Origin of the sequence: Priestia sp. YIM B13489, assembly GCF_042787645.1 — a bacterium.
Lineage (GTDB): Bacteria > Bacillota > Bacilli > Bacillales > Bacillaceae_H > Priestia > Priestia megaterium.
This window is the reverse complement of the sequence record NZ_JBHZOQ010000053.1, coordinates 4,446,407-4,462,182: the sequence shown is the minus strand read 5'-3', so window position 1 is coordinate 4,462,182 and position 15,776 is coordinate 4,446,407. Positions and strand designations below refer to the sequence as shown.

Here is a 15,776-nt window from a genome sequence, read left to right as displayed (position 1 = left end):
AACTGAAATCATTGAAACGGAGGAGTGAATTATGAAATATCCATTGTCCCCAGATGTCAAACCAGAATTTTGTACAACGGGCTCATTTATGAGGCTGCCAGCGGAAAGAGAAAATGCAAAAGTAGGGCTAGTAGGGATGCCGTTTGATACGGCAGCATCTTTCAGAGTAGGTGCGCGCTTTGCACCTCAGGCAATTCGGCAAGCTTCCATGACGCTGTTTCCTTATCATCCGGTACACGACGTATATCCATTCGATGATACAAATGCTATCGATATTGGTGATGTGCCCGTGATTCCGCATAATATTCACAGAAGCTATGAATTAATGGAAGAAGCGGTAGGCACTCTTATGGATAGGGGAATTGTTCCAATTGGAATTGGAGGAGATCATTCGATTACCTTGGCAAGCCTTCGTGCTGCTGCTAAAAGATATGGTCCAGTGGCTATGATTCATTTTGATTCTCATACAGACACGTGGGATACGTATTACGATGAAAAATATTGGCACGGATCTCCTTTTATACGCGCATATGAAGAAGGGCTAGTAGATCCAAAGAAGGTCTTTCAAATTGGTATCAGAGGAACATTAAATCATCCGGGAGATGTTCAAGAAAGCAAAGACCTCGGTTATCATGTAGTAACGGCCGGGGAGCTTGAACATCAAGGATTTTCAGTGATTTTAGAGCAAATGAAGACAGCGATTGGAGATACTCCGTGCTTTTTAACGTTTGATATTGATTTTGTTGATCCTTCTTGTGCACCAGGAACAGGAACGCTTGAAGTAGGCGGATTCAGCAGCAGAGAAACGCTGAAAATGATCCGTTCTCTGGCGGAATTTAACTATGTTGGATTTGACCTGGTGGAAGTGCTGCCTTCTTATGATCCAACTCAGATAACCTCGTTGCTTGCAGCTACAATCATTCATGATTTTGCTAGTTTAGTTGCAGTGAAAACGAAAAGAGAGTCATTGGATACGATGATTGAATAACGGCTTGTAAGCAGAAATCCCTCTTATTCAGAGGGTATTTCTGCGTTGATATAGCAGGAGATTAGGAACATATAGCTATTTAAAATAAAGCGCTTTCATAATATGATAAAAGAAAAAGATAGGTTGTTAGCAACCCTTACCAACTTAAAGAAATAAATCATATATTTGCTATAGTAAATGTAACTACTCTTTATATAAAAATGAATGAAAGTCATTCATTTTTATATAAAGAAATTAAATACAGGCATTTATGGATTTAATTGTCAGAATGTTCTTAATAAATAGAAGGGGGAAGATAAATGAAACATGAAACAGTAACATTAAAAAGGTCGTTGAAATTATGGCAGATTGTATTAATGGGGATCGGATATATGACTCCGATGGTAGTGTTTGATACGTTTGGGATTGCGTCTGATATGACGAATGGACACGTTCCCACGTCTTATATCATAGCCCTTGTCGGGATGCTTCTCACGGCAGTAAGCTACAAAAAGATGATTCAAGTGTTTCCAAATGCAGGGTCAGCTTATACATATACGCAAAAGACAATCAATCCACATTTAGGATTCTTAGTTGGCTGGTCTGCACTAATGGATTATCTCTTTTTACCGATGGTTAACGCACTTATTTTTCAAATTTATTTATCATCTATTTTTCCTTCGGTACCATCGTGGATTTGGGTTGTCAGCTTCGTCATTATCGTTACGCTGCTAAATTTACGAAGCGTTAATTTCACCGCCAATTTCAATACGTTTCTTGTTATATTTCAAATGACGATTTTAGTATTGTTTGTTGCTGTTTCAATCAAAGCCTTGCTAGGAGGAATGGGGGAAGGTACTCTTTTTTCTATGAAGCCTTTCTTTAATCAGAACATGACGTCATCAGGGCTAATAGCGGGAGCCACACTTATGTGTTTTTCCTATTTAGGATTTGATGCAGTGGCTATGTTATCAGAAGAAACGCCTAATCCTAAAAAAACGATTCCGCAAGCTATTTTTTTAGTTGCGTTAATCGGAGGAGTCATGTTTACCGTGACATCTTATTTTATTCAAGCGGTTTTTCCAACGTTAGAAGGATTCAAGCATCCAGACGCTGCGGCTCCTGAAATTGCTATGTATGTGAGCGGTACGCTGTTTCAAATTGTCTTTTTAGCTGGAGGAATTGCAGGAACATTATCATCAGGCATGTCATCGCATGCAAGCGTTTCGCGTTTATTATACGTAATGGGACGCGATCGAATTTTACCTCAGTCATTTTTTGGTTATGTTCATCCTAAGCTGCGCACCCCTTCGCGAAATATTGTATTAGTCGGAGTTGTATCAGCAAGTGCTATTTTCTTCAGTCTGGCAACAGCTACGTCATTTATTAATTTTGGAGCACTCATTGCGTTTTCTTTTGTTAATATTTCGGTTATTGCGCACTATGCTGTTCATCAAAAGCAGCACCGGTCGGCTAAGGGATTTTGGTCATACATTGTTATGCCACTATTAGGAGCAGCAGCGATTGGCGTTTTATGGCTTAACTTGGAGCGCAACTCCTTTTTACTTGGTATTGGCTGGGGGATTGCTGGTTTGGTTTATTTAGCGTATGCAACGAAAGGTTTTAGAAGGCAGCTGTCTTCCATTGAGTTTAAGGAAACAGAAGAAATGTCACCTTTGATGAAAGTCGGAGAAAAGTAAGGATAGAAACTACCTGTTTAAGCCTATCTTATTAAGGAAGCCACATTTATGGATTACGCATTTTGAACGTGTTACTATGTAAGAACGATAAGATAGAAAAAGGTAGGTAAATTATGATTAAAGCAGTTGTGTTTGATTTTGATGGATTAATTATTGATACAGAATCAGTGTGGTATGAGGTATACCGAGAAATGTTAGAAGACAGGGGAGTAGATCTACCGATTGCAACGTTTGCTTCTTATGTGGGAACGGATGCTACGGCACTTTACGATTACTTGCTTCAGCAGTTTAACAATGAGTTCACAAAAGAGGAACTAGCTCAAGAATCGTTAAGACGTCATCAAGAAAAAATGAAATTATTAGTAGCCCGAGAAGGTGTAGCGGAGTACTTGGCAGAAGCAAAAGAACTTGGATTGAAAATTGGTTTAGCAAGCAGCTCATATCGCGACTGGGTAACAGCTTTTTTAAAAGAGCTAGATTTGCTGCACTATTTTGAAGTCATTCAAACGCGCGATGATGTAGAAAAAGTGAAGCCAGATCCGGCTCTTTACCGAAATGTAATTGAAAAGCTAGGAGTAGAGCCCTCTGAAGCTTTGGCATTTGAAGATTCTTCTAATGGAGCAAAAGCTGCTATGGCAGCAGGCTTGCGCTGTGTGATTGTACCAAATCCGTTAACTAAACATCTGTCGTTCGAAAGATATCACTTACACATCGAATCGATGAAAGAGAAAAGTTTAAAAGAAGTGATTCAGTATCTTTGTATTGAAGATTAAAAAGAAAGGACGCTCCTGCTGCGTCCTTTCTTTTTTTATAGAATAGATATAATTTTTTTAATTAAAAAATAACGAATCAGCTTGTTTAAATAGATAAAACTGATATAATGATAACGATTATCAGTTTCAAGAGTCGATTATCTACATAAAGATACAAGCAGGAGGAATGACATTTGAATAAGAAAAAAATAGGACTGCTGGCTTTTATTACAATGCTAGCAATCGGAATGCTTATCGGCTGCAGCAGCACGAATAAGGGAAATTCAGCTGATGAAAAAAGTGAAAAAACAAGAGTGGTCAAGCATGAGCTTGGAGAGACAAAGGTAAAAGAGAATCCAAAGCGAGTAGTCGTATTAGAGTTAGGCTTTATTGATGCATTGTTAGATGCTGGTATCAAACCTGTAGGAGTAGCTGATGATGATAAAGCAGAACAGCTTATTGATAAAGATGTACTAAAAGAAATCAAAGGATACAAATCAGTTGGCACGCGAGCGCAGCCAAGCTTGGAATCGATTAAACTGCTGAAGCCCGATTTGATTATCGCCGATTCAGAACGTCATAAAAATGTATACAAAGAATTATCGAAAATTGCGCCAACGATTGAGTTAAAAAACTTAAATGCTAATTACGATGATTTACTAAATACAGAGTTAAAAGTAGGAGAAGCGGTTGGCAAGAAAGCAAAAGTTGAAAAAGTGGTAGAAGAGCATAAGCAAAAAATGAAGGATTTAAAAGCAAAAGCACCAAAAAATCCGGGCAATGTACTTGTTATCGCTGATGCAAATGGTAATATTAATGCTAGAACTTCAAATTTCTTTACAACGGGTGTTCTTGAGCAATTAGGCTTCAAAAATGCATTAACAGATCCTACAAAAGAGTACAGTGTAAAAATGACAATGGAACAACTTGTAAAAGCAGATCCGGACAAACTCATTGTTATGCGAAATGAAAAAGGTCATACGCCTTTAGCAAAACAGCCATTATGGAAAGAGCTAAAAGCGGTTAAAAATAATCAAGTGTATGAAGTTGATGTATTTAAATGGTCTCTTCGCCGAAGTGTACAAGGTGCAAATGGTATTGCAGATGAAGCAGAAAAGTTATTATTTGAAGGCAAATAATAACGAAGAAAAGAACAATCCAGCGGGATTGTTTTTTTTCTTTTTAATGAACTTTCAAATGGAAGGAGGCGCATTCTACTATGAAAGCTGTTCACGGCTTATCCAAAAGAAACAAATCTCCGCTTCGTATAATAGCTATTTTTCTTGCGGTTATTATTCTTTTACTGATTTCAATGTTTTTATCTATTTCCATCGGTTCTATACATATTTCTTTTGGAACGATTAAGCAAGCTATACTAAATTTTGACGGATCAAAAGAACAGTCTATTATTCAAACTGTCCGTCTGCCTCGCTTATTGGTAACGGCATTTGTTGGCGCTAATTTGGCTGTCGCTGGAGCGTTGATGCAAGCATTAACTAGAAATCCATTAGCTTCTCCTGGTATTTTTGGTATTAATGCCGGCGCATCAGCGGCAATGGTATTTTTAACGGTTTTAGTGCCTAGTGTAAGCATGATTGGCGGGGTATTTGGTGCATTTTTAGGAGGCGCATTTGCTGCTGTTATTGTTTATGTCATGAGTTCGTTGATTAAAGGAGGCGACAGTGATGTAAAGCTTGCTTTAACAGGTGTTGCTATACAAGGTATGCTTATGTCTCTCACGCAAACGCTGCTGATTTTTAATGAAAGCAAAACAGAAGGCGTTATGTTCTGGCTCACCGGTTCAGTTATTGGGCGAGATTGGGGACATGTTCATGTATTGGTTCCTTTTAGCATCGCGGGCCTGCTTATTGCGTTTGGTCTGGGAAGAGCGTCTTCTTTATTGTCTTTAGGAGATGACGTAGCTAGAGGACTCGGGCAGCGAGTCTTTGCCATTAGAGCGTTCACTGCAGTTGTTGTGATTGTATTAGCAGGTGTTTCGGTGGCAATTGCGGGTCCCATTGGCTTTGTAGGGCTTGTTGTTCCTCATATGGTACGCTATTTAATAGGTGTAGATTACCGGTTCGTTTTGCCAATGAGCGCGCTGCTTGGTGCATCTTTATTGCTGCTAGCAGACGTATTATCACGATTTATTACATACCCGTATGAGACTCCTGTAGGTGCAGTAACAGCATTGCTCGGAACGCCGTACTTTATTTACTTAGCGAGACGCAAAAAAACAGAAAGGAAGGCATGAGTTATATGCAGACTGTCAATAAAACAAAAAAGCAGCCATCTCGATTCAAGTCTGTCGGCCTGTTTATCATTCTTTCTGTCTTAATTATAGCGCTGAGTGTGATAAGCCTTAGCTTAGGAGACATTAACATACCTCCTCTAGACATTATTACGTCTTTTATTGGTATTGGCGATCCTGACTTGACGTCCATTTTAGTAGAATTTCGTCTGCCTCGTATTTTGCTGGCTATTTTAACAGGAGTCGGCCTAGCTGTGTCCGGAGTCGTCGTACAGTCCATTATGAGAAATCCGCTCGCTAGTCCAGATACATTAGGTCTATCAAGCGGATCAGGATTAGCAGCTGTTGCAGTCACTATTTTACTGCCTTTAGCAAGCCCATCTGTTTTATCTGTCGCTGCGTTTGCAGGAGGCTCGCTTGTCTTTGTAATCGTCTATTTGCTTGCTTATAAAAAAGGAGTAGAACCTATTCGATTTGCATTAATAGGTGTAGCAGTCAGCGCTTTTTGTTCATCCGGTATTCACTTGTTAATTTCAAAAGCAAATCCAAACGTAAATGCGGCACTGATTTGGCTGAGCGGCAGCTTATGGGGAAGAACATGGGATCAATTAATTGGTTTACTTCCCTGGGTCGTTATATTAGTACCGTTGATTTGGCTGTTAGCTGCTCGGTTAGATTTAATTCATTTAGGTGATGAAGTGGCTCGAGGACTAGGGGCTAGAGTAGAGTTAATTCGTCTAGTATTGCTGGCAAGCGCAGTGGCAATGACGGCTGCGGTTGTATCGGTGGTTGGCACAATTGGCTTTGTAGGGCTTATTATTCCTCATGTGGCCAAACGGTTAGTGGGACCGAGACACAAAAAATTGATTCCTACAGCCGCTTTGCTTGGCGCTTTGTTTGTACTAGCAGCAGATTTAATTGGGAGAGGAATTGCTCCTCCGGTTGAAATTCCGGCTGGATTAATCATTGGCATTATCGGCGCTCCGTATTTTCTTTATTTACTGTGGAGAGAATCTAAAAAATGAGGCTGTGACAAAAGTAGTGTAGTTAAAGTTAAACACGAACTATTCATCAAAAATGGATGAATAGTTCGTTTTTTTTTGTAATCATGATGAACGTAGGTTTCATATATGCAGGTGCTTCTAGCTGTTGTTTGTAGAGCAAGGCGAAGACTCCTGCGGGAAAAGCGCAACAGGTGAGACCCCGCAGGAGCGCAAGCGACGAGGAGGCTCAGCGGGCGCCCGCGGAAAGCGAAGCCTTGCACGGAAATCAACAGTGGTGTCACAAGCAGTCCAACTCATTGCTCGTCTTTAGATTGGGTTCATTTCGTTATGTCCCAATCTCATTTTTATTCCAAATGAATTTTTGGGAATGGAATATGCGGAGGCTCTTCTAGCCATCCTTGTTCAATGCTTATTCTTGATACTTCTTTGGCGTATTCCAAAATTTCATTCGTGAAGTTTGTATAGTTTAAAGCGAGATCTAAACGCGGGCTCGTTGACATCGCCAGCCCGTATCCACGTACATTTTCAGTAATCATCGCAGCCAGGTGAAACATCATGAGTTTTTCTGAAAATGGAGGAACGGAAGACTTTTCTACTCCGTAATCCCACTTCATTGTGACCGGTATGTTTTCTACCATTAGCGGTTGTGACAGGGATTCAATGTGCTGCTGTACCTGCTCTCTACCTTTTAACAAAAAAGCTTGAATTTCCTGAGAAGGAGCTGTTTAAGCAAACCCTAAAATTAAATCCTTTGCAATTAAGTTCGTCTGTATGCTTGACACGATATGAGAAATTTCGATGACCGTTAACGGCCGCTTTTCATCAAAATAGCTTCCTAAGAAAAGTTCTTTATCGTTCATATCAGACGCATCTGCAATAGGAATAGGAGGAAGCTCTATAAAAATTTGTTTTTCTAACAGCAAATCTGTAATCGTTTGATTAAGCTTTTCTGCTTTTAATAGCAAGCTGCGAAAAAAAGATCGTACATCACTTCTTGCGGCAACATCGACGCCCGTAGTTGCTGATAGCAGAAGGATATTTGAAATATGCTTCAAATAAAGCAAATAAAAAGAATCCGAAAATAATTTTGGAGCTTCAACATTAAGGTCTTCTTCGCCGAAACCTAGCGGGATTGGCATATTTTCTTTTAAAAAGATAGCAGTGAGCGCATCACTGTTTTTTGTTGTGATGTGCAGTGTACCTTGAATCGCTTTTTGAATATCTAAATCGTCTACATGACACAGAAAATGTTTAAGCATACAAGAAATTGCTTTAGCATACAAGAAATTGCTTTATCGTTCATATATTGCTTCCAAATAACAGCCATCTCGGCGGCTGATAGTGGAGAAAATGATTGATTGTTCATAATAAACTCCTCATATATAGATAAATAACAAGTTTCTAAAAGGTTATCAACTAGTATAAGTCAAAGGAAGTAAGATAAACACTATAGAAAGTAAAAAAGGTATCAACATTTTACTATAAGAGTAACCGTCATGCATAATTTAAAGGTTCTTTTAGGAAAAGAAGAGTTCAACCGCTTCTTTCTTGCAAAGCAGAAATAAAACCGAAATAATAAATGAAGAAAGTTAGGCAAGAAAGGAGTTTCATTATATGCCAGAAGGTCCAGAAATTAGACGAGCAGCCGATGAAGTGGAAAAAGCGATTATTAGTCTTCCCGTTAGAGAGATATGGTTTGCTTTTCCATCTTTACAGCATTACGAAGAAGTATTAACGGGTGCTCGTATTAAAAGGGTAGATACAAAAGGGAAGGCTATGCTTATTCGTTTTGACAATGGCTATACCATTTATTCACATAATCAGCTTTATGGAAAATGGTATGTACGTTCATCTTACAATTATCCATCTACAAACAGACAGCTGCGTCTTGCTATTCATAATGAAAAAAAATCAGCGCTGCTCTATAGCGCTTCTGATATTGAAGTATTGCGTGATGAAGAAGTTTCTGCTCATCCTTTTGTATCAAGAGTAGGTCCGGATATTTTAAGTGAAGAAGTAACGGCAGATGAGCTTTTAGATCGCTTTTACTCTAAGTCATTTTACCGCAGAAAATGGGCGTCACTGCTGCTAGACCAAAGCTTTATAGCGGGGATTGGAAATTATTTGCGCAGTGAAATCTTATTTGTAGCGGGAATTAATCCTGCAGCTCGTCCGGTAGACTGCACGGAAGAACAGCTTAAAAAGGCAGCTGAAGCAACCATTTCTCTTGTCAAACGGTCCTATGAAACAGGTGGCATTACAAATGATGTAAAGCTTGCTGAAACGTTAAAAAAGAAAGGCCAAAAGCGCTCTGAATACCGCCACTGGGTTTTTAACCGTGAAGGAGAAGCTTGCCGAATTGACGGCACGCCTATCTTAAAAGTGCAAGCTGCTTCTAGAAGGCTTTATTACTGTCCTACTTGTCAAAAATAGCAGGATATATTTATTCTGCTATTTTTTTAATGTGGGAATGAATGACTGTTCATTTTTTGTGATATAGTTAAAAAGTAAAGTCATAATCTTAAGGGGAGGGATAAGATGGAATGTAAAACAGGAGATACATTTACGTGGCAAAGAACGTTTCAAGAGGAAGAAATCATGCAGTTTGCGGAGATGACTGGGGACCGGGGCAAACATCATATAGAACGTGACGAAAAAGGGCGGATAATGGTGCATGGACTTATGACTGCTAGTATTGGGACAAAAATAGGAGGAGACTTAAACTACATTGCAAGAGAAATGGTGAGTGAATTTCTTCGTCCAGTTTTTGCAGGAGATACAGTTACCTGTGAATGCATATTAACTGAAGTAGAAAAAGCAGATGGTTTTAAAAAAGTGAAAATCAAATCAGTGTATCGAAATCAACAAGGTAAAGAAGTACTGATAGGGACAAGTAATGGAGTTATTAGAGATTAAAATGAAAACGCTAACAAAAAATAAGTTATGAATGTTGTTAGAAAAGTCACGGATTCGTGACTTTTTTATTATGCAATTTCCTGCTTTTGTTGGTTACCATTTAAATGTAAATATGGTAATTTAGTAAAGTTGAGTTTCGCAAATGGTAAAAATGTGTATTTACTAAGTACATAGATTCTTATTTTTGGAAAAATATTTAAAAAGGAGTTTCTTATATGAAAAAAATAATGAATACAGGCTTAGCACTATCATTCGCTCTATTGCTTTCGGCATGTGGGATGCCGTCTTCAGAGGAATTAACGGGTGACGTGAAAGAAGCACAAGAAAAGGTGAAAAATGTTCAAGTGAAGGTCACTGGAAAAGAAGAAGGATCCTCTGATTACCAAGTAAACGGAGTACAAGAGTTTGATTTTAAAAGTAAAGCAGGTTACATTAACACAAAAATGAACGGCGAAGAATTGAAGGTGTATCATGATGGTGATGAAACGCTAGCTGTGGCTGGAGAAGAAAGCACAAAAGTACAGGGAGAAGAAAAAAAGTACGTTGCGGCTTTAATTAATAACGCTATGGAGCTTCAACAAAATCCAATACGCTACTATCAAAAATATGATAAAAATCTTCCAAATGAATTTGACGTCACCGAAAAAGACAAAGAGTATGTATTAACATTTAACGGAGACAAAGACAAAAAGCAAAAAATTGTAGCAGGTGATGCTAAAGCTTATTATAAAATAACAAATCAAGGCAGCGATACCGCTGTAGACCTTGACCAAATTAAGGGAAAAGATTTTTCGCTTGTTGTGACAATTGATAAAGAAACGAAGCAAATAAAGAAAGTAGTAAAAAATCAGTCGTATTCAGTTAAAGTAGACGGGAAAACAGAAAACTCAAAGTCTAAGCAAACGTATACGTATACATATAACCAATTAGACAATGTAACAAAACCAAAAGTGGAAGCAAAAGCCGCTGCTGCTTCTAAAGATAGCAGCACCGAAACGCCAAGTAAGGAAAAGCAAGCTGCCTATGCCAAGGAAGCAGGACAATACGTGGATGCTTTAATTCAAGCAACTGTTTATCAAAATACAGATCAATTTGTTGCTAAACATCCGAATCAGCAAGATAAGAAACAGGTGAAAGAAAAAGGGGAGTTCCAAAAGAGTTCGTTTGTAGAGTTTTTTGAAACGAATTTTAAAGGTGCTTTATCATCATTGAGCTCAAATATAACCGACGAGCAGTTAAACGAAGTAAGCAGCGCTTTTCTAAAAGCTCTTTCATCTACAAAATATAAAATTAAAGATGCAGCGTATAGTGATGAAGATGATGCGTACGTCGTACAAGTCGAAATTCAAGGATTTAACGATGCAAGTGTATTAGCGGAAGTCATGACACCACTTGCAGAAAAATATCAGGCGGGTGAGCTGAGTAACGAGCAGTTAGTAAACGAACTTATTAACGGAGTGGCAAAACGCTATCGTGAGCCAGTTGAATTACTTCCTGCAAAAACAGTCCCTGTACACGTCGTAAGAAATGGTGAACAAGATTACGAAGTTTTAATGCAAGATGAGTATCTGTTAACATTTGCTCAACAATCATAAATAGACATAAAAAAAGATTTTAGCTATATGCCTGAAGTCTTTTTTTGTGTTTTTTTTAAAATATAATTTTAAAAAATAAAATAAATTATTGAAATTATATTTCAAACAAATTATAATAGCCATAACTTCACTATATGATGAAAAAGGAGCCCAAAAGATGAATGAACAGCTTACGTTATTAACAACAGAGTCCCAAAACGAACACACAATGAAGATAGATACAGCTAGTACAAAGGAAATTTTAAACATAATGAATAAAGAAGATCAAAAAGTGGCGCTGGCTGTACAAAAAGTACTTCCAGACGTAGAGGTGGCAGTTGAATTTGTAAGTGAATCGTTTCAAAAGGAAGGCCGGCTTATTTATGTCGGAGCAGGAACAAGCGGGAGGCTGGGAGTATTGGATGCTGTTGAATGCCCGCCTACTTTCAGTACCAATCCCAATCAGGTACAGGGATTGATGGCTGGAGGAGAAAAAGCATTTGTTAAAGCAGTTGAAGGTGCTGAAGATAACGAAGAATTGGGAGCAGCAGATTTACAAAAAATTCATTTGAATGAACGAGACACAGTCATTGGAATTGCTGCAAGCGGACGCACTCCTTATGTGATTGGTGCATTAAGATATGCAAAATCTGTAAAAGCTAAAACGGTGGCGCTGTCTTGCAATGGTAATTCTCTTATTGGAAAAGAAGCGGACCATAGTATTGAGGTGGTAGTAGGTCCGGAAGTGCTAACAGGTTCCACAAGGTTAAAAGCAGCAAGCGCTCATAAAATGATTCTCAACATGATTTCTACAGCGGCTATGATCAAAGTAGGAAAAGCGTATGAAAACTTAATGATAGATGTTCATGTGAGTAATGAAAAGCTTAAAGAACGAGCAATAGGTATTATTTGTAAAATTATGGGTGTTTCTTATGAGCAAGCAAGTCGAACGCTTGAAGAAGCAAATAATGAGGTAAAAACAGCAGTGGTTATGATCAAAACAAATGAAAATTATGACACCGCGAAGATGTTACTTAATAATGCGGACGGTTATGTGAGAAAAGCGATTGAACATTACGTATAAAGGAGAGAAACGATGTCAACAGGCGGATTAACAATGATTAAAAACACGGTGGCTAAGCTTCCTGATTCGGAGAGGAAAATTGCTGAATATATTTTAAACAACCCGCATACTGTGGTAAACAGTACGGCTGGGGAACTAGGTAGACTAGCGAATGCGAGCAGTGCTGCTGTTATTCGTTTGTGTAAATCTATCGGGGTTAGCGGGTTTCAAGAATTAAAGGTAAGAGTAGCCGGTGATTTAGCTAGAGATACGGAGCAAGGATACCGCGATATTGAAACAAATGAAACGATTCAATCTATTGTCAAAAAAACGGCAAGCAACAGCATTCAAAGTCTAAGTGATACGGCCGAGCTTGTGAATTACAAAGAAGCAGAGCGGGCTGTTTTGGCGCTGATTGAAGCTAAAAACATTCATTTTTTTGGAATCGGTGCTTCACATATTATTGCTATGGATGCGCAGCAAAAATTTCTTCGAATTAATAAAAATGCGACTGCTTTTGCAGATAGCCATCTAGCAGCTACACTTATCGCAAATGCAAGTAAAGACGATGTAGTTGTGGGCATCTCTTTTTCAGGGGAGACTCCTGAAGTAAGCAATGTCTTATCTTTAGCTAAAAATCGCGGAGTAAAGACGATTAGCTTAACCAAGTACGGACAGTCTACCGTTTCGTCTTTAGCTGATATTTGTTTGTATACGTCTTATTCTCAAGAAGCGCCGTTTCGAAGCGCAGCTACATCGTCTCGTTTAGCCCAGCTTTATGTGATTGATGTGTTATTTTTAAGTATTGCAGCGCAGCAGTATGACCAGACGATTGAGTATATTGATAAAACAAGGGATGCCATTCAGTTTTTGAAAACTAAGAAATAAAAAAAGAAAACGATTACAAAAGGGGATTTTGTGGTCTGTTTCCTCAGTACCGTGTCCATCTAAGAGGAAAATACAAAGGGGGATTAACATGTCTGTAGATAATCATCAATTAGCAAAGGTTATTTTGGAGATGCTTGGGGGAGCATCAAATATTGAAGCGTATACGCATTGTATGACTCGGCTGCGCGTGACTGTAAAAGATGATTCAATTGTAAAAAAGGCAGATATACGAAAGCTTGAAGGCGTACTTGGATTAGTTGAAGAAGAAACGCTGCAAATCATTATTGGTCCTGGAAAAGTAAACAAAGTAACAGAGGAATTTGGAAAGTTAATTGATGAATCTGGCGGTATTAATTTAGAAAATCGTGCGGCTCAGCGGAAATCAGAGCTGAAAGAAAAAAATGCAACTCCGTTTAAGCTCTTGCTTCGCCGAATTGCGAGTATTTTTATTCCGTTAATACCTGCTCTTGTAGCATCTGGACTTATCACCGGAGTGACAAAAGCAGCTGTTCAAGCGAAGTGGCTTCCGGCAGATTCACAGATTGCTATTCTTTTAACCGTTATCGGAAGCGGTTTATTTGCTTATCTTGGTATTTTAGTAGGTATTAATGCGGCAAAAGAATTTGGTGGTTCGCCGGCTCTAGGAGGCTTAGCCGGTATTTTAGTCATTAATCCTGCCGTAGCTGATATTAAACTTTTTGGTGAAGCACTTTTGCCGGGACGGGGCGGCTTAATAGGCGTATTGCTTGCAGCAATCTTTATGGCCGTAGTGGAAAAACGAGTGCGTAAATTTGTCCCTCAGTCACTGGATATTATTATTACACCGACCGTTACGGTGTTAATTACAGGCATTATTACGTATGTAGTGTTCATGCCAATCGGAGGTTTGATTTCAGATGGAATCACAAAAGGCCTTTTAGGAGTTTTAGAGGTTGGAGGAGTTGTAGCAGGCTTTGTTTTAGGAGCAACGTTCTTGCCGCTTGTCATTACAGGACTGCATCAAGGTCTTACTCCTGTTCATTTAGAGCTTATCAATTCAATTGGAGATGATCCGCTTCTTCCTATACTAGCAATGGGCGGAGCCGGTCAGGTAGGTGCCGCTTTTGCTATTTATATCAAAACGAAGAAAAAACGTTTAAAGCGAGCAATTGGAGGCGCTCTTCCTTCAGGGCTGCTTGGAATCGGAGAGCCGCTTATTTTTGGAGTCACACTTCCTTTAGGGCGTCCATTCTTAACCGCTTGTCTCGGAGCTGGAATCGGCGGAGCATTTCAGGCGCACTTTCATATTGCAACTGTAGCGGTGGGGGTATCAGGTTTACCGCTTACGTTTTTAGTTCATGCGCATCAAATTCTTCTTTATTTACTTGGATTAGTTGTTGCTTATGCAGCAGGCTTTGTTTGTACCTATTTCTTTGGATTTAACGATGAAATGGCGAGGGAGTTTGAATGATCGGTATTTCGTTTTATTTAAATGATAGTGATGCCCCCGAAAAATTAATAGAAGCGAGTGAGTGCGGCGTCACACGTGCATTCACTTCGCTTCACATTCCAGAAGAAAAAGGAGATTTGGCTGAACGGGCAAAAGACTTGCTTCATGTGGCTAGAGATTGTGGAATAAGCGTGTATGCAGACGTATCTAAGCATACGCCAGTTCATTTAGGTATTGAAAGCCTTATGTCGCTATCTTCACTTGGCGTATCTGGTATTAGACTAGACGATGGCTTTAGCGCAGAAGAAACTCTTTCGCTTGCGAATGAATTTTATATTGCTGTTAATGCAAGTACGTTATCCAAACAAGAAATTGAAGCACTCTTATCTGCAGGTCTTCATCATCATCAGCTGCTTGCATGGCATAATTTTTATCCGCGGCCTGAAACAGGGCTTGAAGAAACGTTTTTTCAACAGCAGACAGATTTATTTAATGAACTTCGGATTCCAGTCTGCGCTTATATTCCTGGAGAAGACGAAAAAAGAGGCCCTATTTATCAAGGTCTTCCTACTAGAGAAACAGACCGTAATAGATGTCCTTTTACCTCTGCAGTAGATTTATACGGATGCGGAGTAGCAGAGGTTTATATTGGAGATCCATGCGCCGGTTCAAGTTTATTAAAGCGTTTGGTTCAATATCAAGAAAGCCGTATTATTCCGCTGCGCATTCGTTCACCTCATATAGAGGGAACGTACAGCGTGCGTCCGGATGTATCAAAAGACGTTCTGCGTTTAGTTGATACTCGATCTGTAAAACCAGTGCCGCCATTTCATACAGTAGAGCGCAGAATGGGAGCAATTACAATGGACAATGATGGCTACGGACGTTACAGAGGAGAGGTTCAAATAGCTAAAACGAATTTGCCTGCAAATGCTAATGTGAATGTGATTGGGTATGTAATAGAAGAAGATCATGAGCTGCTTTCGTTAGTGAGACCGGGGCAAAAACTTGAGCTTGTCACTGTCTAAATGGAAAAACCGCGTATTTTTAAAAAAGCCGCTAACTAGTAAGCTTATAAAAGTAAAGAGCACACACTGCTTAAAAAAGGTGTGTGCTTTTTATTTTACTAAAAAGGAAACTATTTTCATTGCTGAATCATGAACCTTTCTATTGAATAAAACGCTTTACTATGATAAAACTATTACAGGTAAACATATGATAATCGTTTAATT

17 protein-coding genes are annotated in these 15,776 nt (G+C 39.0%); 14 read left to right on the top strand and 3 right to left on the bottom strand.

All coding sequences use genetic code 11. The annotated features are described in order from the left end of the window. The first annotated feature begins 31 nt into the window (after positions 1–31). The 7 genes from speB (at position 32) to ACFX4W_RS28795 (ending at position 6,984) form a co-directional block, all read left to right on the top strand. Positions 32–988, top strand: coding sequence for an agmatinase (gene speB, locus ACFX4W_RS28825; protein ID WP_043980238.1), 957 nt, complete (start codon positions 32–34; stop codon positions 986–988). Between the two features lie 299 nt (positions 989–1,287). Beyond that, positions 1,288–2,667 (top strand): APC family permease, encoded by a 1,380-nt coding sequence (locus ACFX4W_RS28820; protein WP_043980235.1) that lies wholly within the window; start codon positions 1,288–1,290, stop codon positions 2,665–2,667. 113 nt (positions 2,668–2,780) lie between these two features. Then, entirely contained in the window at positions 2,781–3,440 is a 660-nt protein-coding gene (locus tag ACFX4W_RS28815; protein ID WP_043980233.1) for an HAD family hydrolase, read from the top strand. A gap of 173 nt (positions 3,441–3,613) precedes the next feature. Next, complete coding sequence (locus ACFX4W_RS28810) at positions 3,614–4,558, top strand: ABC transporter substrate-binding protein (RefSeq protein WP_016763165.1); 945 nt, start codon at positions 3,614–3,616, stop codon at positions 4,556–4,558. A gap of 80 nt (positions 4,559–4,638) precedes the next feature. Next, positions 4,639–5,673, top strand: a complete 1,035-nt coding sequence (locus ACFX4W_RS28805) for a FecCD family ABC transporter permease (protein ID WP_043980230.1) — start codon at positions 4,639–4,641, stop codon at positions 5,671–5,673. Between the two features lie 5 nt (positions 5,674–5,678). After that, the gene (locus ACFX4W_RS28800; protein ID WP_043980228.1) at positions 5,679–6,695 is read left to right on the top strand and encodes a FecCD family ABC transporter permease; all 1,017 of its coding nucleotides are present in this window, start codon (positions 5,679–5,681) and stop codon (positions 6,693–6,695) included. 124 nt (positions 6,696–6,819) lie between these two features. Further along, on the top strand, positions 6,820–6,984 hold the full coding sequence (locus tag ACFX4W_RS28795; protein ID WP_237074539.1) for a hypothetical protein: 165 nt from the start codon (positions 6,820–6,822) through the stop codon (positions 6,982–6,984). 34 nt (positions 6,985–7,018) lie between these two features. Here the strand turns inward: ACFX4W_RS28795 and ACFX4W_RS28790 are convergent, their stop codons facing one another. The 3 genes from ACFX4W_RS28790 to ACFX4W_RS28780 are packed head-to-tail and all read right to left on the bottom strand — an operon-like array spanning position 7,019 to position 8,040. Then, on the bottom strand, positions 7,019–7,369 hold the full coding sequence (locus ACFX4W_RS28790) for a DUF3231 family protein (protein ID WP_230183638.1): 351 nt from the start codon (positions 7,367–7,369) through the stop codon (positions 7,019–7,021). A gap of 30 nt (positions 7,370–7,399) precedes the next feature. Beyond that, positions 7,400–7,933 (bottom strand): DUF3231 family protein, encoded by a 534-nt coding sequence (locus ACFX4W_RS28785; protein WP_237074540.1) that lies wholly within the window; start codon positions 7,931–7,933, stop codon positions 7,400–7,402. Then, a complete protein-coding gene (locus tag ACFX4W_RS28780; RefSeq protein ID WP_237074541.1) occupies positions 7,906–8,040 on the bottom strand; it encodes a DUF3231 family protein in 135 nt (44 codons plus the stop codon). Before ACFX4W_RS28780 ends, ACFX4W_RS28785 begins: the two co-directional genes overlap by 28 nt. 248 nt (positions 8,041–8,288) lie before the next feature. Between ACFX4W_RS28780 and nei the strand changes: the two genes are divergently transcribed. The 7 genes from nei to ACFX4W_RS28745 all read left to right on the top strand — a co-directional run bounded on the left by nei (position 8,289) and on the right by ACFX4W_RS28745 (position 15,572). Beyond that, positions 8,289–9,107, top strand: coding sequence for an endonuclease VIII (nei, locus tag ACFX4W_RS28775; RefSeq protein WP_043980226.1), 819 nt, complete (start codon positions 8,289–8,291; stop codon positions 9,105–9,107). A gap of 105 nt (positions 9,108–9,212) precedes the next feature. Continuing rightward, a complete protein-coding gene (locus ACFX4W_RS28770) occupies positions 9,213–9,590 on the top strand; it encodes an FAS1-like dehydratase domain-containing protein (protein WP_043980224.1) in 378 nt (125 codons plus the stop codon). A 215-nt stretch (positions 9,591–9,805) separates the two neighbouring features. Continuing rightward, the gene (locus ACFX4W_RS28765) at positions 9,806–11,185 is read left to right on the top strand and encodes a DUF6612 family protein (protein WP_043980222.1); all 1,380 of its coding nucleotides are present in this window, start codon (positions 9,806–9,808) and stop codon (positions 11,183–11,185) included. Between the two features lie 157 nt (positions 11,186–11,342). Beyond that, the gene (murQ, locus tag ACFX4W_RS28760) at positions 11,343–12,248 is read left to right on the top strand and encodes an N-acetylmuramic acid 6-phosphate etherase (RefSeq protein ID WP_043980220.1); all 906 of its coding nucleotides are present in this window, start codon (positions 11,343–11,345) and stop codon (positions 12,246–12,248) included. Positions 12,249–12,260: 12 nt separating this feature from the next. Then, positions 12,261–13,115, top strand: a complete 855-nt coding sequence (locus ACFX4W_RS28755; RefSeq protein WP_013081906.1) for a MurR/RpiR family transcriptional regulator — start codon at positions 12,261–12,263, stop codon at positions 13,113–13,115. An 88-nt stretch (positions 13,116–13,203) separates the two neighbouring features. After that, positions 13,204–14,565: a PTS transporter subunit EIIC gene (locus ACFX4W_RS28750; protein WP_025749740.1), complete on the top strand. Its 1,362-nt coding sequence runs from the start codon at positions 13,204–13,206 to the stop codon at positions 14,563–14,565. Beyond that, positions 14,562–15,572 (top strand): MupG family TIM beta-alpha barrel fold protein, encoded by a 1,011-nt coding sequence (locus ACFX4W_RS28745; RefSeq protein WP_043980214.1) that lies wholly within the window; start codon positions 14,562–14,564, stop codon positions 15,570–15,572. Before ACFX4W_RS28750 ends, ACFX4W_RS28745 begins: the two co-directional genes overlap by 4 nt. Positions 15,573–15,776 lie beyond the last annotated feature (204 nt).